The organism is Pseudomonas sp. TE21394, from assembly GCF_054057835.1.
Window position 1 is genome coordinate 3013444 of sequence record NZ_JBSRZR010000001.1, and the last position, 25116, is coordinate 3038559.

The window sequence follows — 25116 nt, forward strand, 5'->3', positions numbered from 1 at the left end:
TCATGTGGACGCGGGCGGGCTCATCAAGGGCTGCAACGCAGCCGCAAAAACAACTCGCCGTGAGCGGTTTTTTGCTTATGCGCACAAGTCGATAAGCGGATTTCCGCTCATTCCCGCCCGATAAAGTCCTCACGCACCAACCCGTGCCGCTGCATCTTCTCGTTAAGGGTGCGCCGGGGCAGCTGCAACGCCTCCATCACTGCCTTGATCTCGCCGCCATGCTGGCGCAGCGCCGCCCGCAGGCATTGCGCCTCGAACGCCTCCATCTGCGCGTTCAACGATTGCCCGGCCGGCGCCGCCTCGCTGCTCGGCGAGCCCAGCCCCAAGGCGTGGCGTTCCGCCGCATTGGCCAGTTCGCGCACATTGCCCGGCCAGTCATGCGCCAGCAACTGCGCCAGTTGCCCGCCCGACAAGGGCGGCGTCACACGGCCAAGTTTTTCCGCGGCGGCACGGGCAAAGTGCTCGAACAGCAGTGGGATATCCTCACGCCGCTCACGCAGCGGCGCCAGGCGCAGCTCGGCCACGTTCAGGCGATAGGCCAGGTCTTCCCGGAAACGCCCGGCGCGGGCTTCCTCAAGCAGGTCGGGCTTGGTCGCGGCGATGATGCGCAAATCCACGGTGATGCTCTGGTTGGCCCCGAGCCGCTCCAGCTTCTGCTCCTGGATGACCCGCAACAGCTTGGCCTGCTGCGCCAGTGGCATGCTCTCGATTTCGTCGAGGAATACGGTGCCACCGTTGGCGTATTCCAGTTTACCGATGCGTTTGCCCTGGGCACCGGTGAAGGCGCCGCTTTCATGGCCGAACAGTTCGGCTTCGAACAGCGTTTCGGGGATGGCCGCGCAATTGAGGGCTACGAACGGCTTGTCCGCGCGTGGGCCGAAATCGTGCAGGCAACGGGCCACGCGCTCCTTGCCGCTGCCGGTTTCGCCACGGATCAGTACATTGACTGGCAGGTTGGCCAGGTCCAGCACTTGCCGACGCAGCTGTTGCAGGCCCTGGGACATCCCCAGCAGCGTGCCTTCCAGGCGTGACTTGAGGTCGGCCTGCTCGTGCAGCCTGCGGTTCTCCAGCACCAGCTGGCGTTTTTCCAGGGCCCGGCGCAGGCTGCCCAGCAGGTGTTGCGGGGTGAAGGGTTTTTCCAGAAAGTCGTAGGCCCCGCTGCGCATGGCTTCCACTGCCATGGGCACGTCGCCGTGGCCGGTCAGCAGGATTACCGGCAGGTCGGGGTCGTCGGCCTGCAGGCGTTCGAGCAGTTGCAGGCCATCCATGCCGGGCATGCGCACATCGCTGACGACCACCCCGGGAAAGTGCCGTGGCAGGTGTGCCAGGCATCCTTCGGCGCGGGCGAACAACTGCACGCTGAAGCCGGACAGGCTCAGCCATTGTTCGACCGCCGTGCGGATACTGGCTTCATCGTCGACAACCATCACCGAATTCAACATACAGGCTCCAGGTCTCGGGGCAGGGTAAGGCTGAGGCGCGCACCGCCGGGCAGGTTTTCGGCCTGCAGTTGGCCACCTGCCTCGTGGACGATGCCATAGGAAATGGCCAGGCCGAGTCCCAGGCCTTCACCCACCGGCTTGGTGGTGAAGAATGGGTCGAAGACCTTGGCCAGGTTGGCCTCGTCAATGCCGCCGCCGGAATCCAGCACGCTCAGGCGCCACAGCTCGCCGTCGGGCTCGATGCGGATCTCCAGGCGTTTGTAGCGTTTGTCGGCCATGGCGTCGAGGGCGTTGCGCAGCAGGTTGATCAGCACCTGCTCGAGGCGAATGGCATCACCGCGTACCCAGGCCGGGCGCGCCAGGTACAGGGCCACTTCCACAGCTTCGCTGCGCATTCGCGCGTCCAGCAGGTGCAGAGCCTGGTCGACCACGGTGGCAAGGTCGAGGCGCTCGCGCAGCCCGACCGGGCTATTGCGGGCGAAGGTTTTCAGGTGGCCGGTGAGCGCAGCCATGCGCGTGAGCATCTGCTCCAGCGGTTCCAGGGCTCGGCGCGCTTCGTCGTAGCGGCCATGATCGAGCAGCAGGCGCAGGGTTTCCAGTTGCATGCGCTGGGTGGTCAGCGGCTGGTTGATCTCATGGGCCATGGCCGCCGACATCTGCCCCAGGGCGGCCAGCTTGGCCGACTGCACCAGGCCCTCCTGGGCCGTGCGCAGCTCGCGGGTGCGTTCTTCGACCTGACGCTTGAGTTCTTCCCGGCTGCGCTGGCGCAGGCGAGCCAGGCGCAGGCGCTGGCTGAGGAACAGCGCGGCGAAAACCAGGCTCAGCCACACGGCGGCGGCGGCCAGCGCCGCATTACGGCCGTCGGCCACTACCTGTGGCTTGCGCAGCAGGTGCAAGGTCCAGGCCTCACTGCCCAGCGGCAGGCTTTCCCACAGGTATTCACCAGTGCCCGCCGGGCCGTGCACGCGGCTGAGGGTGCTGTTTTCGGCAAAGCGGGTCAGCACCTCATGCTGTAGCGGCACCAGGGGTTGCTTGTCGTACTGACGGGTTTCGGCCAGCTCGGCGCGATCGGCGCCGCCAAGCGGCTGCAGCTCGCGGTAGCGCCAGCCGTCCTGGTTGGCGATGAAAGTGATGCCGCGGGCGTCGCTGACCAGCAGGATGTCGCTGCCCTGGCGCCACTCGCGTTCCAGTTCGGGAAACTCCAGCTTCACCACCATCGCGCCAAGGAAGCGGCCGTGCTCATCATTCACTGCGCTGGCGAGGAAGTAGCCCGGTACTCCGCTGGTCACCCCGACGGCGTAGAAGCGGCCACTGCCCTGGCTGCGGGCTTGCTTGAAGTAGGGCCGGAAGCCGTAGTTGGAACCCACGTAGCTGCTGGGCAGGCGCCAGTTGCTGGCAGCGATGGCCAGGCCGGTGCGGTCGAGCAGTTCGAGGGTGGAGGAGTTGGCCGCGCCATTGATACGCTCGAGCTTGCGGTTCAGGGCGTGCTGCAGCGGTTCGCTGACCGGGCCCTGCAGGGCGGCGATCAGCTCCGGGTCCAGCGCAAGCACGGCGGGCAACGCGCGATAACGGTCAATCAGGGTGTGCAGGGCATTGGCATACAGGCCCAGCTGCTGGCTGGCGCGCCGCGCGTCGGCGGCCATGGCCTGGCGCTTGGCCTGGTGCATGGCCCAGCCGGCGCTGAGGGCGGTGCCCAGCACGATCAGCAGCGTGATCAGCCCCAGACGCAGGGCGCGAAAGGAAAAGGGCATGGGGTGGATCCGGGTGATTGGATATCGGGGCCGGCCCGTTTCGCGGGGTTACCCGCGAAAGGGCCGGCACAGGCGACTCAGTTACAGCAGTTGAAAACTCTGCTGCTGCACCGCCTGGGAGTCCAGCCCCACCTGGACATTGAACTCGCCTGGCTCGGCCACCCGCTGCAGCTGGCCATTGTAGAACTTCAGGTCTTCCTCGCTGATGCGGAAGCTCAAGGTGCGCGACTCGCCCGGCTTGAGCATGAGTTTCTGGAAGTTCTTCAGCTCCTTGACCGGCCGGCTCATCGACGCCGACACATCCTGCAGGTACAGCTGCACCACGGTCTCGCCTGCCAGCTTGCCAGTGTTCTTCACCGTCACCTGGGCCTGCAGCGTGTCGCCACGCTTGAGGTCCTTGCTCGACAGCTTCAGGCCCGACAGCTCGAAGCTGCTGTAGCTCAGGCCATAACCGAAGGGATACAGTGGCCCGTTGGGTTCCTCGAAGTACTGCGAGGTATAGTTGCCGGGCTTGCCCGGGGTGAAGGGGCGGCCGATACGGGTGTGGTTGTAGTACATCGGGATCTGCCCGACCGAGCGCGGGAAGGTGATGGCCAGTTTGCCGGACGGGTTGTAGTCACCGAACAGCACGTCGGCAATCGCATTGCCGCCTTCGGTACCGGCGAACCAGGTTTCGAGAATTGCATCAGCCTGCTCACGCTCCCAGCTGATCGACAGCGGACGGCCGTTCATCAGCACCAGCACCAGCGGTTTGCCGGTGGCTTTCAGGGCCTTGATCAGCTCACGCTGGCTGGCCGGGATTTCCAGGGTGGTGCGGCTCGACGACTCGTGGGACATGCCGCGCGATTCGCCGACTACTGCGATTACCACGTCGGACTGCTGCGCCGCCTTCACCGCTTCGTCGATCAGCACCGCAGGCGGCCGTGGGTCATCGACGATTTCCGGGGCATCGAAGTTGAGGAAGTTCAGGTAATCGAATATCGCCTTGTCGCCGGTGATGTTGGAACCCTTGGCATAGACCAGCCTGGCCTTGCCTTCGACGGCGCGGCGCAGGCCTTCGCGTACGGTCACCGAGTGCTTGGGTTGGCCGTCAGCTGCCCAGCTGCCCATCATGTCGATCGGCGCATCGGCCAATGGGCCGACCAGGGCAATGGTGCCGGCCTTTTTCAGCGGCAGGGTCTGGTTGCGGTTTTCCAGCAGCACCAGGCTGCGACGCGCCACGTCACGCGCGGCTTCGCGGTGCAGGCGGTCGTTGCCGTAATAGTCCTTGAGGTCGCTTTCGGCCTTGCCGATGCGCACGTATGGGTCCTTGAACAGGCCCATGTCGTACTTGGCACCCAGCACTTCGCGCACCGCCTGGTCGAGTTCGCGCTGGGTCACCTCGCCGGACTTCAACAAGCCTGGCAGCTCTTCACCGTACAGCGTGTCGTTCATGCTCATGTCGACGCCGGCCTTGATCGCCAGCTTGGCGGCTTCGCGACCGTCGCGGGCGACGCCGTGGCGAATCAGCTCCTCGATGGCGCCGTGGTCGCTGATGGTCACACCCTTGAAGCCCCACTCCTTGCGCAGCAGGTCATTCATCAGCCAGGTGTTGGAGGTGGCTGGCACGCCGTTGATCGAGTTCAGCGCCACCATCACCCCGCCAGCACCGGCGTCCAGCGCGGCGCGGTAGGGCGGCAGGTAATCGTTGTACATCTTCGGCAGGCTCATATCGACCGTGTTGTAGTCGCGCCCGCCTTCCACGGCGCCGTACAGGGCGAAGTGCTTGACGATGGCCATGATGCTGTCGGGGTTGGCCGGGCTGCTGCCCTGGAACGAGCGGACCATTACCTGGCCGATCTTCGAAGTCAGGTAGGTGTCCTCGCCAAAGCCTTCGCTGGTGCGGCCCCAGCGTGGGTCGCGGGCGATGTCGACCATCGGTGCAAAGGTCATGTCGAGGGCGTCGGCCGCTGCTTCGATAGCGGCCGTGCGGCCTACCTTGGCCACGGCGTCCATGTCCCAGGTCGCGGCCATGCCCAGGCCGATCGGGAAAATGGTGCGCTCGCCGTGGACGGTGTCGTAGGCGAAGAACATCGGGATCTTCAGCCGGCTGCGCATGGCCGCGTCCTGCATGGGGCGGTTTTCCGGTGCGGTGCGCGAGTTGAAGGTACCGCCGATGCGCCCGGCGGCAATTTCCTCGCGGATCTTCTCCCTGGGCATTTCCGGACCAATGCTGATCAGACGCAACTGGCCGATTTTCTCGGCTTCGGTCATCTGGCTGATCAGATGGTCGATGAACGCCTGCTTGTCCTGCAGGGGCGGAGCGGAGGGGGCGGCGAGGGCCGCCTGACTGGCAAGGCCCATGGCCAGGCCCAGCAAAGACAGTTTCATCATCAATTCCGTTTTGGGGCCTCTGCCGTATCGACAGTGATACGCGCGCGGCCGAGGTTTTCAGGCGGCTATTGTTGTACGATTCGCAAGCATATTTTCCTGCGGCGGATTATGCCTGAATCTGTCGCCAGCGGACGAAGCCCCGAATGCCGGGACAACAACTATAAGAATGCGCAAGAGACCGACGGCATGACTCCCCTTGACGAATACCATCAGCGGCTGGTTGCCGAAGCCATTGCCCGTGCCGAAAGGCGCACCGATGCCGAACTGGTGACGGTGCTGGCCCGGCGTGCCGACGATTACGCCTATTGGCCTCTGTTCTGGGCGGCGGTGCTGGCGCTGGTCGTGCCGGGCCTGCTGCACTGGCTGCTGGGCTGGCCCGGGGGGCGCGGCTTGCTGGTGGCCAACGTGGTGCTGTTCGTCGGCTTGTGCCTGTTGCTGCGTAACCCGCGCCTGGCCGGCTGGCTGATCCCCCGCGCGCTGCGCCGTTGGCGAGCGTCGCGCCTGGCCCGACAGCAGTTTCGCGAACAGAACCTGCAGCGCACGGCAGGTGCGACGGGGGTGCTGATCTTCGTCTGCGAAGCGGAGCGGCATGTCGAGATCCTGGTCGACCGCGGTATCGAGCACTGCCTGGATGCCACGGCCCGCGCGGCCATCGTCGCCCGGCTTGCCGAGCAGGTGCGCCAGGGGCGGACTTTGCAGGGCTTTGTCGAGTGCATCGACGCGTGCGGCGAACTGCTCAGCGAACATGTGCCGCCGACCCATGCACGCAATGAGCTGCCTAATCGCCTGGTGATTCTCGATTGATGGGGGACTCGCCGCCAGTCCGTGTTCCCACAGGATCGGTACCACCCTGTAGAATGCGCGCATTGCGCCCTGCGCTTCCCGCTATCCGAGGCACCGCTTTCCCATGTCCGCCAGTCCTTCCTCCCCCGCCGCGCCGGATGCCCGCGCCCAGTTTCTCGACCTGCTGAACACCGCCCTGCAGGGCAAGACCCTGGTCAAACTGGTGCTGGCGCGGCATGTCGGTACCGACCAGACCCTGCAACGGATCATTGCCAAGCCGCTGCAGGTCAAGGGCCAGGCGTGCCTGTCGCTGGTCTATCGCCACCAGACCCGTGACATCACCCGTAACCTGGCGCTGGAGCAGGCCCAGGCACTGGTTGCCGAACTGCTGCCGGGCAGCTTCCGCAACGCCCACCTGTTCGACGGCGACGGCGAAGTGCAGCTGACCTTCAGCAAGAAGGGCAAAGCCATGCTCCAGCGCCACGGCGCGCAGGCGCCACGCGAGGCGGCCAGCAGCGGCCATGACCGCGAGAAGAAGCGCTACCTGGAGCTGTCGCGGCCATTTCTGCGTGACCTGGGCGTGACCGACGGGCAAGGCGCGCTGATTCCGTCCATGTCGCGCAAGTGGAAGCAGATCAACAAGTTCATCGAGGTCTTCGACCATGCCCTGGCCAGCGCGCCGGTCGCCGCAGAGCAGGCGCTGCGGGTGGCCGATTTCGGTTCTGGCAAGGGCTACCTGACCTTCGCCATGCACGATTACCTGCGCAACAGCCTGGGCCGCGAAGCCCAGGTGACCGGGGTTGAACTGCGCCAGGACATGGTCGACCTGTGCAATGCCGCCGCCTCGCGCCTGGAACATCCCGGCCTGGAGTTCCAGTGTGGCGATGTCCGCAGCGTGGTGCCGGAGGCCATCGACGTGATGATCGCCCTGCATGCCTGCGACATTGCCACCGACTACGCCATCCATACCGGCATTCGCTGTGACGCCGCGATCATCATGTGCTCGCCGTGCTGCCACAAGCAGATCCGCCCGCAGCTGCACAGCCCGGGGTTGTTGCAACCGATGCTGCAGTACGGTCTGCACCTAGGCCAGCAGGCCGAAATGCTGACCGACAGCCTGCGCGCGCTGTACCTGGAAGCCTGCGGCTATGAAACCAAGGTGTTCGAGTTCATCTCGCTGGAGCACACCAACAAGAACAAGATGATTCTTGCGGTGAAGCGGCGGCAGGTGGCGGAAAACACGGCATTGCTGGAGAAGATCGGCCAGCTCAAGGCGTTCTATGGGGTGCAGGAGCACTGCCTGGAGACCTTGTTGCGGGCGGATGGGTTACTGCCGGGCACATGATCGATCAGCGGGTCTTGTGGAACGCTGCATTCGGTAATCCGCTGTCCAACACCCGCGCAAGTGCGTTGTTCAACGGATCGGCTTCGCTGACCGCCTCGCCGAGCTGGCTGGCCTGGCGATACTCGCTGGGCGTGCAGTTGGTGAACTGCTTGAAGGCGCGGGCGAAATAGGATGGGTCCTTGAAGCCGGCCTCATAGCCGATGCTGGTGATCGGCATCTGACTGTTGGCCAGCAGGTCCATGGCCAGGCTCATGCGCTTGCTCAGAATGTAATCCATGAAACCAAGACCATTGACCTCCTTGAACAGGCGGCTGAAGCGCGCCGTGGTCATGCCGCAGCGCTGGGCGAGGTCCTTCTGGTCGATACATTCGCGAAAATGCTGGTCGATGTAGGGCATGACCTTGCCGAGCGCCCTGTGCTTGTGGTGTTCATTGGTCAGGCGAATGCTGTCTGGCAGGGACGGCAGGTGATCGATGTGCTTTTCATTGGCCTGATGGTTGGCAACGCGACGAACCTCGCAAAGCTGCTTCAGGACATCAAGGTAACGACTCATCTCGCTGCTGGTCAGCGGCAGGACCAGGTATTCCCACACCCGCGAACGCATGGCCCACACCGCCAGTTCTTCGGAATGCTGCACCGTGAACATGGTGATCGGCACGGAAGGTGAGTTGCGCTTCACTTCCAGCAGCAGATTGAGGTTGAGGGTGTCTGGGCGATCGAAATGCATGCAGATCATGTCCGCCTGCTGGCGCTCGGCATGCGCGACGGTTTTTGCCAGCTTGCAATCACAGACATGGGTGAACTTTGCCATCAACGCTTCCGTGGACCGATCTCGGGTCAGATCGAACCACAGCAACAGCGGCTTTCTGCCCAAGTTAGACATCATGACTTAACCTGCTCCTGGCGGGTGTCCCTACGTGTTGCAGTATCGACAATAGACTCACGACCTGCCGAATGATTGGTTATCAGGCTAGTTCAATTTTTTTCATCGGGTTCTATACCGCGGCTAAAGCACTGATACCAGACGCTCTCCGCCCGGTTTTGCCTATATGACCAGGGCAACCGTTTGTCGGCATGTCTCGAAATTGTCGGATGCGTATCCGGGTTGCCAGCAAGTGCATACGAAAACGCGTCTCGCATAGACTTGCGCCGCTTGTTTGCATCGGCCTTGCATTGTTCTCAGGTGATGGCAAAAAGCCGCAAAAAAGTCCTAGCGATTCGCAAAAAACTCCTAACAACTACCTTCACCCGCTGACTAGGATTCCCAACAGGTAGTGCAAACCACCACTGCCCGGGAAGAAGAACATTGTCCTTAGCGAGGTGAGCGAAATGACTCTTCAAACAATCAAGGCTTCGGTCACGAAGTTTGTCCAAGATGAAGACGGCCTGACCGTCGTCGAATATGCGGTAGCCGGTGGGTTGATTGCACTTGTCCTGGTGACTGCTTTCACCAACCTGGGCGCCGCAGCCAAGGTAAAGATAAACGGGCTGATTACCGCCCTTGGCGGTACTGCTGCACCTTGAACTGAGTCATGACCAGGGCCCCAGGGGGGATGCAGCAATGTCAGCAGAATCTCTGTCCGCCATTGTCGTGCTGCTAGGGCTGTTGGGCATTGCGGTGGTGGGTGATCTTCGCCGCCATCGCATTCCCAACCTGTTGATTCTGCTGGGGGTCGGGTTGGGCTTGGCGGGCCAGGTTCAAGCATCGGAAGTTGCCGGGCTGGGTGCTGGCGTGCTGGGTATGTTCATTGGTTTTGCAGTGTTTATCCCGATGTACGCGCTGGGGGGCATGGCAGCCGGCGACGTTAAGTTGATGGCCATGGTCGGTACCTTTCTTACACCGCATCAAGCACTTTCGGCTGCACTTCTTAGCCTGATTGCCGGCGGTATATGTGGGATGTCGATAGTGTTCATACGCGGACAGTTGAAACAGACCTTGCAACGCTACTGGTTGATGTTGACGGCCCAGGCCTATTTTGCGCCGGTGGCGGATGAAGTGGCGGGCAAGCCTTTTCCTTATTCGGTTGCAATCCTGTCTGGCACCCTTTTCAGCCTTTTTTGGCAACCGCTCGGCCAATAATAGCCTGGGAGGCTAACGATGTACGCACTCAGAGACAGTGGTGCCTGCGCCTGTGCCAAGGAAGCAGTGCAAAGCCTGGCACCTCAGCCGCGTACGGTTCGCGAGACCGGCCTGGCCGAAAGCTTTCTCGGTGATTTGCTGTGCAAGCATCTGCATGACGCCGGCACGCTGGATCTGTCGCGTCTGGTGGAGCGCCTGGCACTGACCGGTGCGGTGGTGGAAGAAGTGCTGGCGTTCCTGCGCAAGGACGGCCGCGTCGAGGTGCTGGGCCAGGTCGGTGTGCAAGCGGGCGGGCAGGCGCTGCGCTACGGCCTGACCGAACGTGGCCGCAGCAGTGCCCGTGACGCACTGTCGCGCAGCGGCTATATCGGCGCTGCGCCCTTCCCGGTAGGTGTCTATCGGGAACTGCTCAAGCTGCAGACCATCCACCATGGCTGCATCAACACCCAGAACATGCAAACCGCCTTCGCCGGCGTCGTGCTTCCCGAAGGTATGCTCGATCAACTGGGCGTTGCCCTGAATTCCGGGCGCGCCATCATGATTTACGGCCCGGCGGGCACCGGCAAGACCTACGTCAGCAGCCGCCTGATCCGACTGTTCGAGGAGTCCATCTGGGTCCCCCGCGCGATCGAGATCAACGAGTCGGTTATCGAGGTCTTTGACCCCCAGATACATCACCCCCTGGAGGAACAGGGCCAACAGAACAGCTTGTTGCTCAACGAAGGCATCGACCGTCGGCTGGTGCGTTGCAAACGCCCTTTGGTCATCACCGGTGGCGAACTGGGCATGGAGCAACTGGATGTCCGTTTCGACCCGAGCAGCCGCCAGTACCAGGCTTCCCTGCAGCTCAAGGCGAGCAATGGCCTGTTCATCATTGACGACATGGGGCGCCAGCGCATGGCGCCGGCCGAACTGCTCAATCGCTGGATCGTGCCGATGGAAGAGAAGCGCGACTTCCTCAACCTGGGGGGCGGGCGCCATTGCGAGCTGCCGTTCGACCTGGTGCTGGTGTTCTCCACCAACCTCAACCCGCTGGAACTGGCCGATGAGGCCTTCCTGCGGCGCATTGGCTACAAGCTGCAGTTCAGCTACCTGAAAGTCGATGAGTACGAGCGCATCTGGCGCCAGGAGTGCGAACGCCTGGGGCTGGCTTACGACCCGGTGCTGTTGCGCTACGCGCTACAGGCACTGTACGAGGCCGAAGGTGTGCCGCTGGTGCCCTGCCACCCGCGCGACCTGCTGAGCATGGCGCTCGACCGCCAGCGTTATCTGGGCGCCGAGGGGCCGTTGTCGGTGCAGGAACTGAAATGGGCCTGGCAAAGCTACTTCGTCCAGATCAACTTCCTTGGCTAAGGAGATGCACACATGAGTGCCCGTACGCTGACCCTGGTTGCCGTTTCCCTGACCTTGGGGCTTGGCGCCGCCTGGATGGCCAACAACTGGCTGAACGGGCGGCTCAAAGGTACCCCCGATGACAACATGAAGAACGTGGTGGTCGCCACGGTGGAGATCCCGTTCGGGCAGATGATCGAGGCCCAGCAGGTGACCCTGGTGCGCATGCCCAGGGATACCGTGCCGGACGATGCCTTCGACAGCAGTGAAAAGGTGCAAGGCAAGATCGCCACCTTCGCCCTGCTGCGCGGCGATGTGCTGCGCAGTGCACGCGTCGCCGAGCACCTGGGTGGCAGTACCCTGGCGTCGTTGATCGCCCCTGACAAACGGGCCATTTCGGTACGCGTGGACGATGTGGTCGGGGTGGGCGGGTTCCTTCTGCCGGGTAACCGGGTCGATGTGCTGGCGACCCGGCAGAGCAATGGCAGCAGTAACCAGGCCGAGTCCCAGACCATCCTGCAGAACCTGCGGGTATTGGCCGTGGACCAGACGGCGGGGACTGACAAGACACAACCGGTGGTGGTGCGTGCCGTCACCCTGGAAATGTCGGCCAAGGAAGCCGAGGTCCTGGTCAAGGCGCAATCCGAAGGGAAGCTGCAACTGGCCCTGCGTAACCCGCTGGATGCGCAGAAACCCGCTCCAGCCATTGCCGCTGCCGAGCCGGTCAAGGTTGCGCCGCCAGTAGCCAGCCCGCAGCCGAAACCGGTGGTCAACCGCAGCACGGTCGGTGGTGCGGTCACGATCATCCGGGGAACTGAAATCGAGATAGCGAAAACACGGTTTTAACGTAGCTGTCGTCCGATGGCCAACCTTCGGCGGGATCAAGATCACCTCGCAAGGAGTCGTAGATGAACACTTGGCAGAGAGTAGGGCTGTACCTGTTGTGCGGGCTGGGTACGCAGCTGCTGTTCGCTGGCGTTACCCAGGCTGAAGGCTTGGGGTCTGAATACAGTTCCCTGCCAGCGGCCAACGGCAATGCGATTCAGGTACCGATCTTCAAGTCGCGCACGATCAGCAGTCGTACAGCGGTCAGGAAAATCTCGGTCGGCAACCCTGAGATAGCCGATATCCTCATTACCAGCCCGACCCAGCTCTACCTGCTCGGGCGTTCCCTGGGCACGACCAACGTGCTGCTGTGGGACGCCAGCAACCGCCTGATCGAGACCTTCGATGTGGAAGTCGTGCACGACCTCACCGGGCTCAAGACCAAACTGCACCAGTTGCTGCCCGAGGAGAACATCGAAGTGTTCAGCGCCCAGGGCGCGCTGGTGCTGCGCGGCCAGGTGCGTAGTGCTGCGGCCATGGACACGGCGATGAAGGTGGCCAAGACCTATGCCGCGCAGACCTCCAGCGTGGTGCAAGGCAAGGGCGAGGCTGCCGCAGCGGCACCGGCCCAGTCACTGGAGGTGATCAACCTGCTCAGCGTCGGCGGCAGCCAGCAGGTGATGCTGGAGGTCAAGGTGGCCGAGATGCAGCGCAGCCTGATCAAGAACCTCAACGTGCGCTTCAATGCCCTTGGCTCTGGCGGCAACTGGAGCGGCGGCGGCTTCAACAATGGACAGGGGCTGGGCCTGACGCCGGGTGGCGGCTCGATCCTCTCGCCCGGCTCGCTGATCGGTGGCGGCAAGGGCCTGTTCGCCCAGTTCCTGTCCGACGACTTCCTGTTCAACGTGGTTCTGGAGGCGTCCAAGGACAACGGTTCTGCCAAGGTGCTGGCCGAACCCACCCTCACCACCCTGAGCGGGCAACAGGCAGAGTTCATTTCCGGTGGTGAATTCCCGGTGCCGATCACCGAGGACGATGGCATTACCGTCGAGTACAAGGAATTCGGGGTGGGGGTGAAGTTCATGCCAGTGGTGCTCGATTCCGGGCGCATCAACCTCAACCTGAATGTCTCGGTGAGCGAGCTTTCCAACGTCAATTCGCTGGTGCTCGACACGGGCCTCAGCAGCATCCTGGGCGACGGTGTGGCGCAGGTGATTCCGTCGCTGACCAAGCGCAGCGCCGAGTCCACGGTCGAACTGGGCAATGGCCAGACGATCGCCATCGCCGGTCTGATCAGCGAAAACACCCGCGACTTTGTCAGCCGCTTCCCGGGGCTGGGGGATATACCCGTACTCGGGCACCTGTTCCGCAGCCAGTCGTTCATCAATGGTGAAACCGAACTGGTGATTCTGGTGACACCACACCTGGCCAAGCCCGTGGATGCCAGGGCGGTGCGCCTGCCTACCGAGAAATTCGTCGAACCCAGTGACCTCGACTTCTACCTGCTCGGCAAGACCAAAGGCAGCGAGCCCGGCCGTTCGGTGCCCGTCAGCCTAGGCGTCAGCGGCGGCAACTTTGGCCATGACCTGAACTGATCGGAGAGAACCAGCATGAGAACCGTGATCGTGTGTTGCGCGCTTGTAGCAGGGTTGTCCGGGTGCATGGCTTACGACGAAGGCCGGGTAGGGCCGCTGGGCTACAGCGTCTATCAGACCCACTACCAGCAGATTGCCAACAAGGAGGTTGCTGCCCACCCCGGTACCGAATTGCCGGCCGCAGGCGTCGATGGCCCGTTGCTGGAAGAAGTGGTCAATGGCTACCGGGGCGCGACCGGCGAAGCTCAGCAGATTGGCCAGCCGATCCAGATCAAGTTCAGCAACGATTGAGGGCGTGACGATGACTCCTCGAGCCCAACGTGTGTTCACCGCATGGCCAGGCCGGCAGCGGGGCGCAGTCACCATCATTATCGTGATCGCCCTGGTTGCGATCTTGATGATGGCGGCGTTGGTACTCGATGGCGGCCATATGCTGTTGAACAAGACACGCCTGCAGAACGCCGTGGATGCCGCTGCCCTGAGTGGCGCCAAGACGCTGAGCCAGGTGATGGGCGCTGGCAACGCCGCGACTGCTACACGGGATGCCGCGCTGTTTACCCTGAACGAAAATGCCAAGGCTGCGGGCAACCAGGAACTGTTGACGGCCATCGCTGGCAACCTTGGCACATTTGCCGTGGTGGAGCTGGCAGACAATGTCTACGGGCCGTTTTCCTTCCCCGGGCCGACCAATGCCAGTTATGTGCGGGTATCGGTGCCCAACTACTCGCTGGCAGGCTTTTTCTGGAACATCGCCCAGTCAGTCGGCCCCGGCACTGTCGGGACCAAGAGCCTGGCAGCGATCGCCACCGCCGGGCCGAGCCCGACCAGCCCCTGCAACCTGGCGCCGCTGCTGGTGTGTGGCGACCCGGCAAAATACAACCCGGATGCCGGCATGTTCTGGGGCTATCGCTTTGGTGACCTGGAGGTATTGAAGTCTGCCGCGAAGAACAGCGACCCGATTGGCCCCGGCAATTTTCAGCTGCTCGACTTTGGTGCGGGCGGCAAGGACGTTGGCGAACTCATGGCAGGCGGCGGCTCGGTCTGCCGTAACGTCGGCGACAGCGTCGATACCAAGCCTGGCAACACCGTCGGCCCTTCCGTCCAGGGCCTGAACACGCGCTTCGGCGACTACACCGGGTCATTCAAGGGCACCGACTACCCGCCTGACCTGGTGACCACCTATGACAACCCGCTGATCCAGTACAACGACGCCGCCACACCGGCGCGGGTGGAATACCAGGGCCAAGCTGTCGCGTCGAGCAATGGCAACTTGTCTGCCGGTGGCACCCAGTTGTTCGACTACAACGACTATGCGTCGCGTGCCGCCGCTTGCGTCGCAGGCGCGGGAAGCGGGTGCCAGGCGAGCGGGGTTTTCGAACGCAGGATACTGAGGATCGTGGTGGGCGACTGCTCGGGCAAGAACGCCGGGGCGTCATCGATTCCGGTCATCGGTTTCGGTTGCTTCTACGTGCTCCAGCCAGCCGAAAACAAGGGCGGGGATTCGCAGATCTTCGGCCAGTTCGTCAGGCAGTGCGGTGGCGACAACGTACCTGGGCCCACGCCGCAAGACGATTCAGGCCCACAGATCATCCAGCTCTACAAAACCTTCATCAATGGCAGTGGCACACCGAGCATCGACTCCTAGGAGCGTGTCATGGAACTTCACCGGTGCAAGCGCGCGCAGCGCCAGCAAGGGGTGGCAATCGTCGAGTTCACGCTGGCCCTGCCCTTGTTGTTGCTGACATTGCTGGCCTTTGGCGAACTCGGTCGCATGCTTTACCAGTACAACAGCCTGTTGCAGGGCAGCCGTGATGCTGCGCGGTTTGTTGCCAGCAGAGCGTGGAACGCGACCCTGGGCAAGGTCGAGGTAAGCCCCGACCTCGAGTGCATGACCAAATACGTGGCGGTGTATGGCGCCCCGTCGACACCCCCCTGCAGCCTGGCCGGGATGCCGGCCAACACTACCGTGCAGGTGGCCAAGGTGGCCGGCACCAACGACCACGTGCAAGTGACCGTCAACTACCTGTTTTCGCCGCTGGTCGCCAGCGGCCTGCCGGCCTTTGTCGGCAACAGCGTGGCGCTGAACTTCCCGCTGGTCGCCACCACCGTGATGAGGGCGCTGTGATGAAACGCAGGGGCATGCGCGGGGTATACGTGGTGGAGTTCGCCTTCGTCAGCGTATTGCTGTTCACCCTGTTGTTCGGGGTGCTGGAAATGGGCCGGCTGTATTTCACCGTCAACGTACTGAACGAGTCCGTGCGGCGCGGCGCACGCCTGGCGGCGGTGTGCAATATCAGCGACCCGGTCGTGCTGCGCCGGGCGATCTTCAACAGCGCCGGCGACAGTGGCGCCAGCAGCCTGTTGGCCGACCTTGACACCGGCGACCTGACCCTGCGCTACCTGGACCAGAACGGCGCGCTGGTGGCCAGCCCCGGTGACCTGGCGAGTGCCAGCGGGTTTGCCGCTATCCGCTATGTCCAGCTGACCCTGCAGAACTTTCAGTTCAGCCTGTTCATTCCAGGTATCGGGGCATCCATAACCTTGCCCGCATTCAAGGCGACCCTGCCTCGCGAAAGCCTGGGCCGTCATCCCAAGGCGGACGTCGCACCGGAGATCACGCCATGCTGAATCTAAGTGAACCCTCTGTATCGGCAACTTCCAGCAAGTCCAGGAAGCGCCTGCTGATCAGCAGCTCGGATGCCTTGGCCTTGCGTCATCTGCAGGAAATCTGCCAGCGCATTCCGGCGCTTGAGGTCAATGTCCGTCAGGTGGGCAACGGCCATTGCGACCCGCTTTTCGGCTTGGACCGGATGCCCGACCTGTTGCTGTTGCGCGTCGGCCAGTCGTGGCGCGAAGAACTGGCGGCCCTGTTGCAACGTCCGGCCCATGAGCGCCCGCCGCTGTTGCTGTGCGGCCAGCTGGACGACCGGGAAGGCATGCGCCTGGCAATGCAGGCCGGCGCCCGCGATTTTCTGCCGGAGCCGATCGTGGCCTCGGAGCTGATCGCCGCATTGAGCCGGATGGTCACAGAGACCCAGAACAGCAGCGAGTCGGCAGGGAAACTGGTCGCGGTGATGAATGCCAAGGGGGGCTCCGGCGGCACGGTACTGGCCTGCAACCTGGCGCATCAGCTAAGCCTCAAGGGCAACGCCCTGTTGCTCGACCTGGACCTGCAGTTTGGCAGTGTGTCGCACCATCTGGATGTCGCACAGTCGCACAGCCAACTGGACGTGCTGCAGCAGATAAAAGACATGGATGGTGTTGCGCTGCGCGGCTTTTGCAACCATTTCAGCCCCTCCCTGCATGTGCTCGGCAGCCGCAGCAATGAGCTGTGCCTGCCACAGGATGTCCAGGCCGAACAACTCGATGCGCTGCTGCAGCTGGCGCGTTCCAACTATGACTGGGTCGTGGCCGACCTGCCGCGGCAGATCGACCACATCACTGCTTCGGTGCTGGAGCAGGCGGATCGGGTTTTCGTGGTCATGCAGCAGAGCGTCAACCACCTGCGGGACGCCAGTGCCCTGGCGCGCATTCTGCGCGATGACCTGGGCGTGCGTGGCAACCAGCTCGAGGTGGTGGTCAACCGTTACGACAAGGCGGCGCCGGTCAGCCTCAAGGACATCGGCGAGGCGCTGCGCTGTGCCCATATCGTCAAACTGCCCAATGACTTCAACGTCATCAACCAGAGCCAGAACACCGGTGTGCCATTAGGTCTGCAAGCACCGCGTTCCGCGATCGCCCAGGCCCTGCGTGGGCTGGCCGAGGAACTTGCCGGCACGCAGGTGGCCACTGACAACGGGTTGTTCACGCGCGCCTTCAAGCGTGTCTTTCGGGGGTGAACCATGCTTAGCGATTTCCGTAACCGTTTGCGCAAACAGGCTGGCACCCCGGAGGTCGCCTCGCCGCCCCAGCAGAGTGGCGGCGCCAAGGCTCCGGCAGAGGCACTGATGGCATGGGAGCACTCCGCACCCGATGTGCTGTTCGAAACCAGAAGCCAGGTCACCCAGGTGGAAGCCGAGTGGCGCGAGAAGACCTATCAGCAGCTGCTGAAAATGATGGACCTGTCCTTGCTCGACTCGCTGGGGCAGGCCGAGGCCGTGCGCCAGATCCGCGATATCTGCCAACGCCTGCTCGACGAGCATTCGGCGCCGGTCAGTTCGGCCAGCCGCCAGTTGATCATCAAGCAGATCACCGACGAAGTGCTTGGCCTTGGCCCGCTGGAGCCGCTGCTGGCCGACCATACGGTGTCGGACATCCTGGTGAACGGCCATGACTCGGTGTACGTCGAACGCTTCGGCAAGTTGCAACGCACCGACGTGCGCTTTCGCGATGACCAGCACCTGCTGAACATCATCGATCGCATCGTCTCCAGCCTGGGCCGGCGCATCGACGAGTCCTCGCCGCTGGTCGACGCCCGGCTCAAGGACGGCTCGCGGGTCAACGCAATCATCCCGCCACTGGCCATCGATGGGCCCAGTATCTCGATCCGCCGCTTTGCGGTGGACCTGCTCAATACCGACAGCCTGATCCAGACCGGCGCCCTGACACCGGCCATCGCCCTGCTGCTCAAGGCGATCGTGCGGGGACGGCTGAACGTGTTGATTTCCGGCGGCACCGGCTGCGGCAAGACCACCATGCTCAACGTGCTGTCCAGTTTCATTCCGCACAACGAACGGATTGTCACCATCGAAGACTCCGCCGAGCTGCAACTGCAACAGCCACACGTGGTACGCCTGGAGACCCGGCCGGCGAACATCGAGGGGCGCGGCGAAGTCGGCCAGCGCGAGCTGGTGCGCAACAGCCTGCGGATGCGCCCGGACCGGATCGTGATCGGCGAGGTGCGTGGCGCCGAGGCGCTGGACATGCTGACGGCGATGAACACCGGCCACGATGGCTCGCTGACCACCATCCACGCCAACACGGCACGCGATGCCCTGGGCCGGATCGAGAACATGGTGCTGATGTCGGGCGCCACGTTCCCGATCAAGGCCATGCGCCAGCAGATCGCATCCGCCATCGATGTGGTGATCCAGCTGGAACGGCAGGAAGACGGCAAGCGGCGCCTGGTCAGCGTGCAGGAAGTCAACGGCATGGAAGGCGAGATCATCACCATGACCGAGATCTTCTCTTTCGTCCGCCATGGTGTGGGTGAGCAGGGCCAGGTGCTGGGCGACTTCCGCCCGAGCGGCATGGTCCCGGGCTTTCGCGATGCGCTGGCCAAGCGCGGTATCGAATTGCCCTTGGCGATGTTCAGGCCTGAATGGATGGAGGCTCGTCAGCCATGAGCCAGATACCCGGCGAATACATCCTGGTGTTTCTCGGCATGGTGTTCATTGCCGTGTTCCTGCTCAGCCAGGGCCTGGTGGTGCCGGTGTTCGGCGAGGCGGGCAAGGTGCGCAAGCGTATCCGCGGCCGCTTGCTGATCCTGGAGCGGGCGAGCCATCTGCCAAACATGCAGACCGTGTTGCGGCAGAAGTACCTGACACGTCTGTCGCCGCTGGAGGCATGGCTCGAGCAGTTGCCGTTCATGGCGACGCTGACGCAGATGATCGAGCAGGCCGGGCATGAATACCGGGCCTATCGGGTGTTGTTGACCGGGCTCGTGCTGGCAGCCGCAGCCGGCATGCTGGCCTGGCTGTTCTTCCCTTACTGGTGGTTGGCGTTGCTGGCTGCGTTCGTCGCGTTCTGGTTGCCGCTGCTGAAAATCATGCGCGACCGTGGCAAGCGTTTTGCCAAGTTCGAGGAAGGCTTGCCGGATGCACTGGAGGCCATGTGCCGGGCGTTGCGGGCCGGGCACCCGTTCAACGAAACCCTGCGCCTGGTGGCGGATGAGCACAAGGGGCCGGTGGCACAGGAATTCGGCCTGACCTTCGCCGACATCAACTACGGCAACGATGTACGCCGGGCCATGCTCGGCCTGCTGGAGCGCATGCCCAGCATGACGGTGATGATGCTGGTCACTTCGATCCTCATCCACCGCGAGACCGGCGGCAACCTGACCGAAGTGCTGGAGCGCCTGAGCAGCCTGATCCGTGGGCGTTTTCGTTTTCAGCGCAAGGTCAGGACCATGTCGGCCGAAGGGCGGATGTCGGCCTGGGTGCTGGTGGCCATACCCTTCGTGCTGGCGGCGGCGATCATCGTCACCAGCCCGGATTACCTGACGTTGCTGATCAAGGACCCTACCGGGCAAATGTTCGTCATGGGGGCTTTCGGCTCCATGGTGGTGGGGATTTTCTGGATTCGCCGAATTATCCGTATCGAGATCTAGGCGATTCTCGCAGGGGGAGCGTTGGTCATGGACTATTTGCTCGGTTTGTTGAGTGGGGTGACGGACAGCGAGGCATTGGCGCGCCTGCTGATCGTTGGTGCGATCGGGGTGAGCACGGTCATTGCGGTGGTCACCGTGACGTTGCTGGTGCTGGGGTTGCAGAGCCCGCTGCAACGCCGTCTTGCCTTGATCAAGCGTGACCATTCCAGCGTCGCGCCCGGGCGCGAGGCACCCGGCAACCTGCAGTTGTTACTGGAGCGGGTCGGTCGGCGCGTTGCTCCGTCTGCCGCCGACAAGGTGTCAGCCACCCGCACCCTGTTGACCCATGCCGGTTATGGCTCGGCGTCGTCGGTTCAGGTTTATTGGGCCGTACGCCTGCTGTTGCCACTGACACTGCTGGGCGTGTCGCTGCTGGTGTTGCCCATGGTGCCGAACCTTTCCCAGCTGACCGGTCTGGGCGTGGTGCTGACCGGGGTTGCCGCCGGGTGGCTGCTGCCGGCGGTGTATGTCGACAAGCGCAAGAAGGCGCGACAGGGGCGGTTGCGCGCAGCTTTCCCCGACGCCTTGGACTTGCTGGTGGTGTGCGTGGAATCGGGCCTGGCGTTACCCCAGGCTATCGAGCGGGTGGCTGAGGAAATGGCGGTCAGCCAGGCTGAGCTGGCCGAGGAACTGGCCTTGGTCAACGCGCAGATCCGCGCGGGTATCTCCAGTACCGAAGCGCTCAGGCAACTGGCAGACCGCACTGGCCTGGAAGACATCCAGGGCCTGGTCAGCCTGCTGGCGCAGAGTATCCGCTTCGGTACCAGCGTCGCAGCTACCTTGCGAATCTATGCCGAGGAGTTTCGCGACCGGCGTATGCAGGCCGCCGAGGAAATGGGCGCGAAAATCGGAACGAAGCTGGTTTTTCCGCTAATTTTCTGTCTGTGGCCAAGCTTTTTTCTGGTAGCCATCGGCCCGGTGATCATCGGGATAATCAAAACGTTCGGGAAGCCATGACATGAACAGGATCGGTTTGTTATTGCCCGTGATAGCCGTGCTGTCGGGGTGCCAGAGCATGGGGCCAGAGGTGAACGGTGTACGTTCGGTCTATTCGGCGGGCAATTCGGTGCTCTACCAGGTGCAGACACAGAGCAACTCGCCCGACCAGGCGATGCAGGTTGCGGCAATGGCCTACCAGGCCGGGGACCTCGACCAGGCACTGTACCAGTACTTGCGCGTCCTCGAGCTGGCCCCGGAACGCTATGAGGCGCTGGTCTGGGTGGGCCGTATTCACCGTGAGCGTGGCAATAACCAGCTTGCCGAGATGGCCTTAAACGAAGTGCTGGCCAAGGCGCCTGAAAACCCCGATGCCCTGACGGAACTGGGCCTGCTGAACCTGTCGTTGCGTAAATATGAACAAGCCAAGGCGCTGCTGTTGAAAGCCGTCGCCGTGGATCAGAAACGTTTCGCCAAGGACCCGAACAACACCCCGGCTGGGGCGGCCGCACTCAGGGTGGACAGCAAGTCGCCGCTGAAGGCGTACAACGGGCTGGGGGTGCTCGCCGACCTGGATGACAACTTCGCCGAGGCCCAGACCTACTACCGCCTGGCCGAGCTCATCGAGCCACGTTCCGCGTTCGTGCAGAACAGCCTGGGCTACTCCTACTACATGGCCGGGCAATGGGGCGAAGCCGAGCAGCGCTACAAACGTGGGGTGAGCTACGACGGTACCTACAAACCGCTTTGGCGCAACTATGGCTTGCTGCTGGCCCGCATGGCGCGCTATGAGGAGGCCGTGTCTGCCTTCGAGCAAGTCGAAAAACGTGCCGAAGCCAGCAATGACGTCGGCTACGTCTGCCTGGTGGAAGGCAAGCTGGATATCGCCGAGCAGTTTTTCCGCAGCGCGATCGAACAGTCGCCCGGGCACTATGCCGTCGCCTGGGAGAACCTGAACAGGGTCCAGCAGGTGCGGCAGATTCGCCAGTTGGGCGGCAATGCAGCAGTGGCAGAGCCCGTTGCGGTGGGCCCGGTGGTGCAGGTGACGACCGCATCGGCGCCCTGAGGGGCGTGTGGTCAGCGGGTTGGCGGCAACCCTGTCGCCAATTCCGCGTCACCCAACGGATGCGTACCGGCATCGAAGAAATGCAGATCCGTGCCAGGCAAATCCCCCAACCGATCGACGAAATGCTGCTTCTGGTTGATCACCGAAGCCTCGCTCAATGGCCGTATTGCCACCGCCAGCTGCTTTGGCCGGGCTTGCCGAATGGCTTCGAGCAGGTGCTGGTCAGTACTGTCCAGATGCTGCCCGAACAGGCATAGCCCCTGACTTTCACGGGCCAGTTGCCCCAGGCACCAGCTCAGGTAGTCCGAGTTGCGGATGGCGCGCAGTTTCTCGTCGCTGCGGTCTTCGTTGACGAACAGCGGTACTTCGCCGGGGATGTTCACGGCAAAGCCTTCGAGCAGTTCGGCGCTGTCGGCGCTGCGCTGGCGGGTGCTGCCGTCGGGCAGCTTGAGCAGGTGCAGGCCGCCGTGCAGGTACAGCAGCCGGGGACCCTCACTGTGGGTGCAACGCACGTCGAAGAAACCTTGCTCGTCGAACAGTTCGGCGAAGCCGTCAGGTGCGTGTTGCACGGCCCATGGCAGCAGCAGGTCGTAGTTGCTGGTATAGATGCTGCGGTAGCCGCGCAGGGCCAGGTTGAGCGCTGCCAGGGTGGCGACCGGCATGCGTGGCCACGGCAGATGGACGGTGCGAACGGCGTGGATCAGCGCTTCCTTGATCGAGTAGTAGCGGTTCAGCGGCGCAGTGGAATTGATGGCCAGCGCGGCATTGGCCCGTACTGTGGTGTTGAGGGTGCTGAGCACGGGCTCGAACAGTTCCGTGCCCAACGACTTGAACAGGGCCTGGTCGCTGACGGCCAGACCTTTCTTGCGGCCGGCGCGCTGCGCTTCCTCGAACAGCGAGAAGTAGCCGAACGGCTTCCACAGCGCCCGGCTGAGGCCATTGCCCAGCAGCAGGGCGTCACAGGGATGGCGGGCGGCGAGGGCTGGCCAGGGGGTGAGGGCGGCGTCGAGTGCGGGCATGCTGGGGTCCGTTGGGTGGAGCGGGAACGGGGGCGACTTTAGCATGTCCTGCACGCTGTGTAGCTTGTACCGGCCCTGTCGCCGGCAGCAGCCACTCGACGGTTCAACCTTGCGCAGCCACCTGCACACGGCGATTGCGGTTACGCCACACCCTGTACGCGCGGATGCCCGCCCGGACCGAACCGAACAGCAGCTGGTCTTCCATCTCCCGTGCCATTCCCGAGCGCACCAGCATGCGCAGGAAGGTGCCGCGGGCCCTGGCGATCGCAAACAGGATGCCCTGGGCTGCCAGGGTGTCGCGTACCTCACGCAGGGCGGCGATGCCGCTGACATCAATGCTGGTGACCGCTTCGGCATCGAACAGCACGGCCTTGGGGTGTGCCTGGCTTTGCACGGCTTCGAGCAAGCGCATCTTGAAGTAGTCGGCGTTGAAGAACAGGATCGCGTCGTCGAAGCGGTATACCACCAGGCCTGGCACGGTGCGCGCATCCTTGTGCTTGCGGATGTCCACCTGGCCTTCGGTGCCCGGCAGCCAGCCCAGCACCGCGTCGGTGGGTTGGTAGATGCTGTACAGCAGGCGCAGGATCGCCAGGGTCACGGCAAACACGATGCCGGGCAGCACGCCCAGGCCCAGCACGCCCACCGTGGTCAGCAGGCACAGCCAGAACTCGAAGCGGCTGAGGCGGCGGATGTGCCCCAGCGACCTGATGTCGATCAACCCCCAGCCGGCCATCAGCAACACGGCACCCAGCGCGGCCTGCGGGATCCACGCCATCGGCGCGGTGAACAGCAGCAGGATCAGGGCGATGACCAGCGCGGCGATGATACCCACCAGCTGGCTTTTGCCACCGACCATGTCGTTGACGGCGGTACGCGAGTCGGCGCCGCTGATGGCGAAACCCTGGGACATTCCGGCAGCCAGGTTACTGACGCCCAGGGCGACGAATTCGTGGTTGGCATTGATGGCGTAGCCATGCCGGGCGGCAAAGCTGCGTGCAGTGAGCATGGCGCTGCAGAAACTGACGGTGGCGATACCCAAGGCGTCGCGCAGCAGGCTTTTCATTTCTGCCAGGTTACTGTGTGGCCAGGCCAGTTGCGGCATGCCGGCGGGCACCGGGCCTAGGATGGCGACACCGAAGCGGTCGAGGCCGAACGCGCCGACCAGCAGCATGAACAGCACCACGACGGTAAGTGCCGCCGGCAGGCGCGGGTAGCGTCGTGGCAGCCATATCAGCAGGCCCAGCGCGCTCAGGCCGATGAAGAGCGTTACCCAGTGGATTTCCCCCAGGCGTTGGAAAAAGTCGATCACGCTGAGAATGAATCCGTCGCCTTCGATCGTGAACCCCACCACCTTGGACAGTTGCCCGGCGATCAGGCTCAGGCCGATGCCGTTGAGGTAGCCGATCAGGATCGGTCGCGAGAAGAAGCTGGCGATGAACCCGGCCCGGGCCACGCCTGCGGCAATCAGCATCACCCCGACCAGCAGGGTGACGATCACCGACAGCTCGGCAATCCGCTGCGGCTCGCCCATGGCCAATGGTGCCACGGCGCCGGCGATCATGGCGCAGGTGGCGGCATCGGGGCCGACCATCAACTGGCGCGAGCTGCCGATCAGGGCGTAGACCATCATCGGCAGCACACAGGCGTACAGGCCGTACTGCGGCGGCAGGCCGACGATCTGCGCGTAGGCGATGGCGATCGGGATCTGGATCGCGGCCACCGACAGGCCGGCCTGCAGGTCGGCGTGGAACCACTCGCGGCGGTAGTGCAGCAGGTTGGCAAGGCCCGGTAGCCAGCGGGAGAGAAACATGCGTCGTCCTTTCGAAATGTTCCACGGAACCCTCTGCGCATTGAAGCGGATCAGCGGGCAAATGGCCATGGTGCAAGTCAAGGAAGAGCAGAAACGAAAAAAGGAGCCGAGGCCCCTTTTGACAGCGATGACGTTGCTGGAACGGCATGCGGAAACGCGATGTGGAGCGGGTAGAGGGAATCGAACTCTTATTGGATATTTCCGGCTTAAAGCGTGTATCCGTGTAGTGATCTCTCGTCCCCAAGCCCCCTCTTTATGGGGAGATAGCCGTTTTCTCCACCGTGCACCACGGTGCACCGTCATCCCACAGTATCCCCGGAGCCAATTGCAACGCAATACTCGCCTAGGGTCGTCCGATCCGGAGCTCATGTCGCGTTTTTGGTCGGCGGCTCCAACCTGTGAATTCGACGTAAATTGTCCTTCCAATCAGAGGTGCCAGAGGCACCAAAAGC

Annotated in this window: 22 protein-coding genes; 16 read left to right on the forward strand and 6 right to left on the reverse strand. The window is 63.3% G+C overall.

Going from position 1 to position 25116, the window contains the following annotated elements:
• Window positions 1-107 precede the first annotated feature (107 nt).
• From ACVWZT_RS13910 to bglX, 3 genes are all read right to left on the reverse strand, one after another.
• Window positions 108-1442, reverse strand: coding sequence for a sigma-54-dependent transcriptional regulator (locus tag ACVWZT_RS13910; protein ID WP_457469825.1), 1335 nt, complete (start codon window positions 1440-1442; stop codon window positions 108-110).
• The gene (locus ACVWZT_RS13915; protein WP_296229899.1) at window positions 1436-3193 is read right to left on the reverse strand and encodes an ATP-binding protein; all 1758 of its coding nucleotides are present in this window, start codon (window positions 3191-3193) and stop codon (window positions 1436-1438) included. The genes ACVWZT_RS13910 and ACVWZT_RS13915 overlap by 7 nt, the downstream gene beginning before the upstream one ends.
• Window positions 3194-3274: 81 nt before the next feature.
• The gene (gene bglX, locus ACVWZT_RS13920) at window positions 3275-5566 is read right to left on the reverse strand and encodes a beta-glucosidase BglX (RefSeq protein WP_296229900.1); all 2292 of its coding nucleotides are present in this window, start codon (window positions 5564-5566) and stop codon (window positions 3275-3277) included.
• Between the two features lie 186 nt (window positions 5567-5752).
• Between bglX and ACVWZT_RS13925 the strand changes: the two genes are divergently transcribed.
• Window positions 5753-6370, forward strand: a complete 618-nt coding sequence (locus ACVWZT_RS13925) for a TPM domain-containing protein (protein WP_296229901.1) — start codon at window positions 5753-5755, stop codon at window positions 6368-6370.
• A 103-nt stretch (window positions 6371-6473) separates the two neighbouring features.
• Window positions 6474-7694, forward strand: a complete 1221-nt coding sequence (locus ACVWZT_RS13930) for a class I SAM-dependent methyltransferase (RefSeq protein ID WP_457469828.1) — start codon at window positions 6474-6476, stop codon at window positions 7692-7694.
• Between the two features lie 4 nt (window positions 7695-7698).
• On the opposite strand, the gene ACVWZT_RS13935 is transcribed toward ACVWZT_RS13930, so the two are convergent.
• Window positions 7699-8580, reverse strand: a complete 882-nt coding sequence (locus ACVWZT_RS13935; RefSeq protein WP_457469830.1) for a helix-turn-helix domain-containing protein — start codon at window positions 8578-8580, stop codon at window positions 7699-7701.
• Between the two features lie 443 nt (window positions 8581-9023).
• On the opposite strand from ACVWZT_RS13935, the gene ACVWZT_RS13940 reads away from it, so the two are divergent.
• The 14 genes from ACVWZT_RS13940 (at window position 9024) to ACVWZT_RS14005 (ending at window position 21835) form a co-directional block, all read left to right on the forward strand.
• Window positions 9024-9218, forward strand: coding sequence for a Flp family type IVb pilin (locus tag ACVWZT_RS13940; RefSeq protein ID WP_457469832.1), 195 nt, complete (start codon window positions 9024-9026; stop codon window positions 9216-9218).
• A gap of 37 nt (window positions 9219-9255) precedes the next feature.
• Entirely contained in the window at window positions 9256-9774 is a 519-nt protein-coding gene (locus ACVWZT_RS13945) for an A24 family peptidase (protein WP_457469834.1), read from the forward strand.
• A gap of 18 nt (window positions 9775-9792) precedes the next feature.
• Window positions 9793-11127: an AAA family ATPase gene (locus ACVWZT_RS13950; RefSeq protein ID WP_457469836.1), complete on the forward strand. Its 1335-nt coding sequence runs from the start codon at window positions 9793-9795 to the stop codon at window positions 11125-11127.
• A gap of 12 nt (window positions 11128-11139) precedes the next feature.
• Window positions 11140-11952, forward strand: a complete 813-nt coding sequence (cpaB, locus tag ACVWZT_RS13955) for a Flp pilus assembly protein CpaB (protein ID WP_457469838.1) — start codon at window positions 11140-11142, stop codon at window positions 11950-11952.
• Window positions 11953-12014: 62 nt separating this feature from the next.
• Window positions 12015-13526: a type II and III secretion system protein family protein gene (locus ACVWZT_RS13960; protein ID WP_457469840.1), complete on the forward strand. Its 1512-nt coding sequence runs from the start codon at window positions 12015-12017 to the stop codon at window positions 13524-13526.
• Window positions 13527-13541: 15 nt separating this feature from the next.
• Window positions 13542-13817, forward strand: a complete 276-nt coding sequence (locus ACVWZT_RS13965) for a hypothetical protein (RefSeq protein ID WP_457469842.1) — start codon at window positions 13542-13544, stop codon at window positions 13815-13817.
• A gap of 10 nt (window positions 13818-13827) precedes the next feature.
• Window positions 13828-15171, forward strand: a complete 1344-nt coding sequence (locus ACVWZT_RS13970; RefSeq protein WP_457469843.1) for a Tad domain-containing protein — start codon at window positions 13828-13830, stop codon at window positions 15169-15171.
• Window positions 15172-15180: 9 nt separating this feature from the next.
• Window positions 15181-15651 (forward strand): TadE/TadG family type IV pilus assembly protein, encoded by a 471-nt coding sequence (locus tag ACVWZT_RS13975; protein WP_457469845.1) that lies wholly within the window; start codon window positions 15181-15183, stop codon window positions 15649-15651.
• On the forward strand, window positions 15651-16154 hold the full coding sequence (locus ACVWZT_RS13980) for a TadE/TadG family type IV pilus assembly protein (RefSeq protein WP_457469847.1): 504 nt from the start codon (window positions 15651-15653) through the stop codon (window positions 16152-16154). Before ACVWZT_RS13975 ends, ACVWZT_RS13980 begins: the two co-directional genes overlap by 1 nt.
• Entirely contained in the window at window positions 16148-17365 is a 1218-nt protein-coding gene (locus ACVWZT_RS13985) for an AAA family ATPase (RefSeq protein WP_457469849.1), read from the forward strand. Before ACVWZT_RS13980 ends, ACVWZT_RS13985 begins: the two co-directional genes overlap by 7 nt.
• 3 nt (window positions 17366-17368) lie before the next feature.
• Entirely contained in the window at window positions 17369-18811 is a 1443-nt protein-coding gene (locus tag ACVWZT_RS13990; protein WP_457469851.1) for a CpaF family protein, read from the forward strand.
• Window positions 18808-19794 carry a type II secretion system F family protein gene (locus ACVWZT_RS13995; RefSeq protein WP_457469853.1) on the forward strand — a complete coding sequence of 329 codons (987 nt, stop codon included), beginning with the start codon at window positions 18808-18810 and terminating at the stop codon, window positions 19792-19794. The genes ACVWZT_RS13990 and ACVWZT_RS13995 overlap by 4 nt, the downstream gene beginning before the upstream one ends.
• 27 nt (window positions 19795-19821) lie before the next feature.
• On the forward strand, window positions 19822-20790 hold the full coding sequence (locus ACVWZT_RS14000; RefSeq protein ID WP_457469855.1) for a type II secretion system F family protein: 969 nt from the start codon (window positions 19822-19824) through the stop codon (window positions 20788-20790).
• 1 nt (window position 20791) lies between these two features.
• Window positions 20792-21835 carry a tetratricopeptide repeat protein gene (locus ACVWZT_RS14005; RefSeq protein WP_457469857.1) on the forward strand — a complete coding sequence of 348 codons (1044 nt, stop codon included), beginning with the start codon at window positions 20792-20794 and terminating at the stop codon, window positions 21833-21835.
• A gap of 11 nt (window positions 21836-21846) precedes the next feature.
• Here ACVWZT_RS14005 and ACVWZT_RS14010 read toward each other — a convergent pair whose 3' ends face one another.
• Both ACVWZT_RS14010 and ACVWZT_RS14015 read right to left on the reverse strand, forming a co-directional pair.
• Window positions 21847-22854: a DUF4917 family protein gene (locus tag ACVWZT_RS14010; protein WP_457469859.1), complete on the reverse strand. Its 1008-nt coding sequence runs from the start codon at window positions 22852-22854 to the stop codon at window positions 21847-21849.
• 103 nt (window positions 22855-22957) lie between these two features.
• Window positions 22958-24664 carry a SulP family inorganic anion transporter gene (locus tag ACVWZT_RS14015; protein ID WP_457469861.1) on the reverse strand — a complete coding sequence of 569 codons (1707 nt, stop codon included), beginning with the start codon at window positions 24662-24664 and terminating at the stop codon, window positions 22958-22960.
• Window positions 24665-25116 lie beyond the last annotated feature (452 nt).

Coding starts and splice junctions, on each gene's coding strand:
- ACVWZT_RS13910 (WP_457469825.1), bottom strand. CDS start 1,442: ATGTTGAATTCGGTGATGGTTGTCGACGATGAAGCCAGTATCCGCACG.
- ACVWZT_RS13915 (WP_296229899.1), bottom strand. CDS start 3,193: ATGCCCTTTTCCTTTCGCGCCCTGCGTCTGGGGCTGATCACGCTGCTG.
- bglX (WP_296229900.1), bottom strand. CDS start 5,566: ATGATGAAACTGTCTTTGCTGGGCCTGGCCATGGGCCTTGCCAGTCAG.
- ACVWZT_RS13925 (WP_296229901.1), top strand. CDS start 5,753: ATGACTCCCCTTGACGAATACCATCAGCGGCTGGTTGCCGAAGCCATT.
- ACVWZT_RS13930 (WP_457469828.1), top strand. CDS start 6,474: ATGTCCGCCAGTCCTTCCTCCCCCGCCGCGCCGGATGCCCGCGCCCAG.
- ACVWZT_RS13935 (WP_457469830.1), bottom strand. CDS start 8,580: ATGATGTCTAACTTGGGCAGAAAGCCGCTGTTGCTGTGGTTCGATCTG.
- ACVWZT_RS13940 (WP_457469832.1), top strand. CDS start 9,024: ATGACTCTTCAAACAATCAAGGCTTCGGTCACGAAGTTTGTCCAAGAT.
- ACVWZT_RS13945 (WP_457469834.1), top strand. CDS start 9,256: ATGTCAGCAGAATCTCTGTCCGCCATTGTCGTGCTGCTAGGGCTGTTG.
- ACVWZT_RS13950 (WP_457469836.1), top strand. CDS start 9,793: ATGTACGCACTCAGAGACAGTGGTGCCTGCGCCTGTGCCAAGGAAGCA.
- cpaB (WP_457469838.1), top strand. CDS start 11,140: ATGAGTGCCCGTACGCTGACCCTGGTTGCCGTTTCCCTGACCTTGGGG.
- ACVWZT_RS13960 (WP_457469840.1), top strand. CDS start 12,015: ATGAACACTTGGCAGAGAGTAGGGCTGTACCTGTTGTGCGGGCTGGGT.
- ACVWZT_RS13965 (WP_457469842.1), top strand. CDS start 13,542: ATGAGAACCGTGATCGTGTGTTGCGCGCTTGTAGCAGGGTTGTCCGGG.
- ACVWZT_RS13970 (WP_457469843.1), top strand. CDS start 13,828: ATGACTCCTCGAGCCCAACGTGTGTTCACCGCATGGCCAGGCCGGCAG.
- ACVWZT_RS13975 (WP_457469845.1), top strand. CDS start 15,181: ATGGAACTTCACCGGTGCAAGCGCGCGCAGCGCCAGCAAGGGGTGGCA.
- ACVWZT_RS13980 (WP_457469847.1), top strand. CDS start 15,651: ATGAAACGCAGGGGCATGCGCGGGGTATACGTGGTGGAGTTCGCCTTC.
- ACVWZT_RS13985 (WP_457469849.1), top strand. CDS start 16,148: ATGCTGAATCTAAGTGAACCCTCTGTATCGGCAACTTCCAGCAAGTCC.
- ACVWZT_RS13990 (WP_457469851.1), top strand. CDS start 17,369: ATGCTTAGCGATTTCCGTAACCGTTTGCGCAAACAGGCTGGCACCCCG.
- ACVWZT_RS13995 (WP_457469853.1), top strand. CDS start 18,808: ATGAGCCAGATACCCGGCGAATACATCCTGGTGTTTCTCGGCATGGTG.
- ACVWZT_RS14000 (WP_457469855.1), top strand. CDS start 19,822: ATGGACTATTTGCTCGGTTTGTTGAGTGGGGTGACGGACAGCGAGGCA.
- ACVWZT_RS14005 (WP_457469857.1), top strand. CDS start 20,792: ATGAACAGGATCGGTTTGTTATTGCCCGTGATAGCCGTGCTGTCGGGG.
- ACVWZT_RS14010 (WP_457469859.1), bottom strand. CDS start 22,854: ATGCCCGCACTCGACGCCGCCCTCACCCCCTGGCCAGCCCTCGCCGCC.
- ACVWZT_RS14015 (WP_457469861.1), bottom strand. CDS start 24,664: ATGTTTCTCTCCCGCTGGCTACCGGGCCTTGCCAACCTGCTGCACTAC.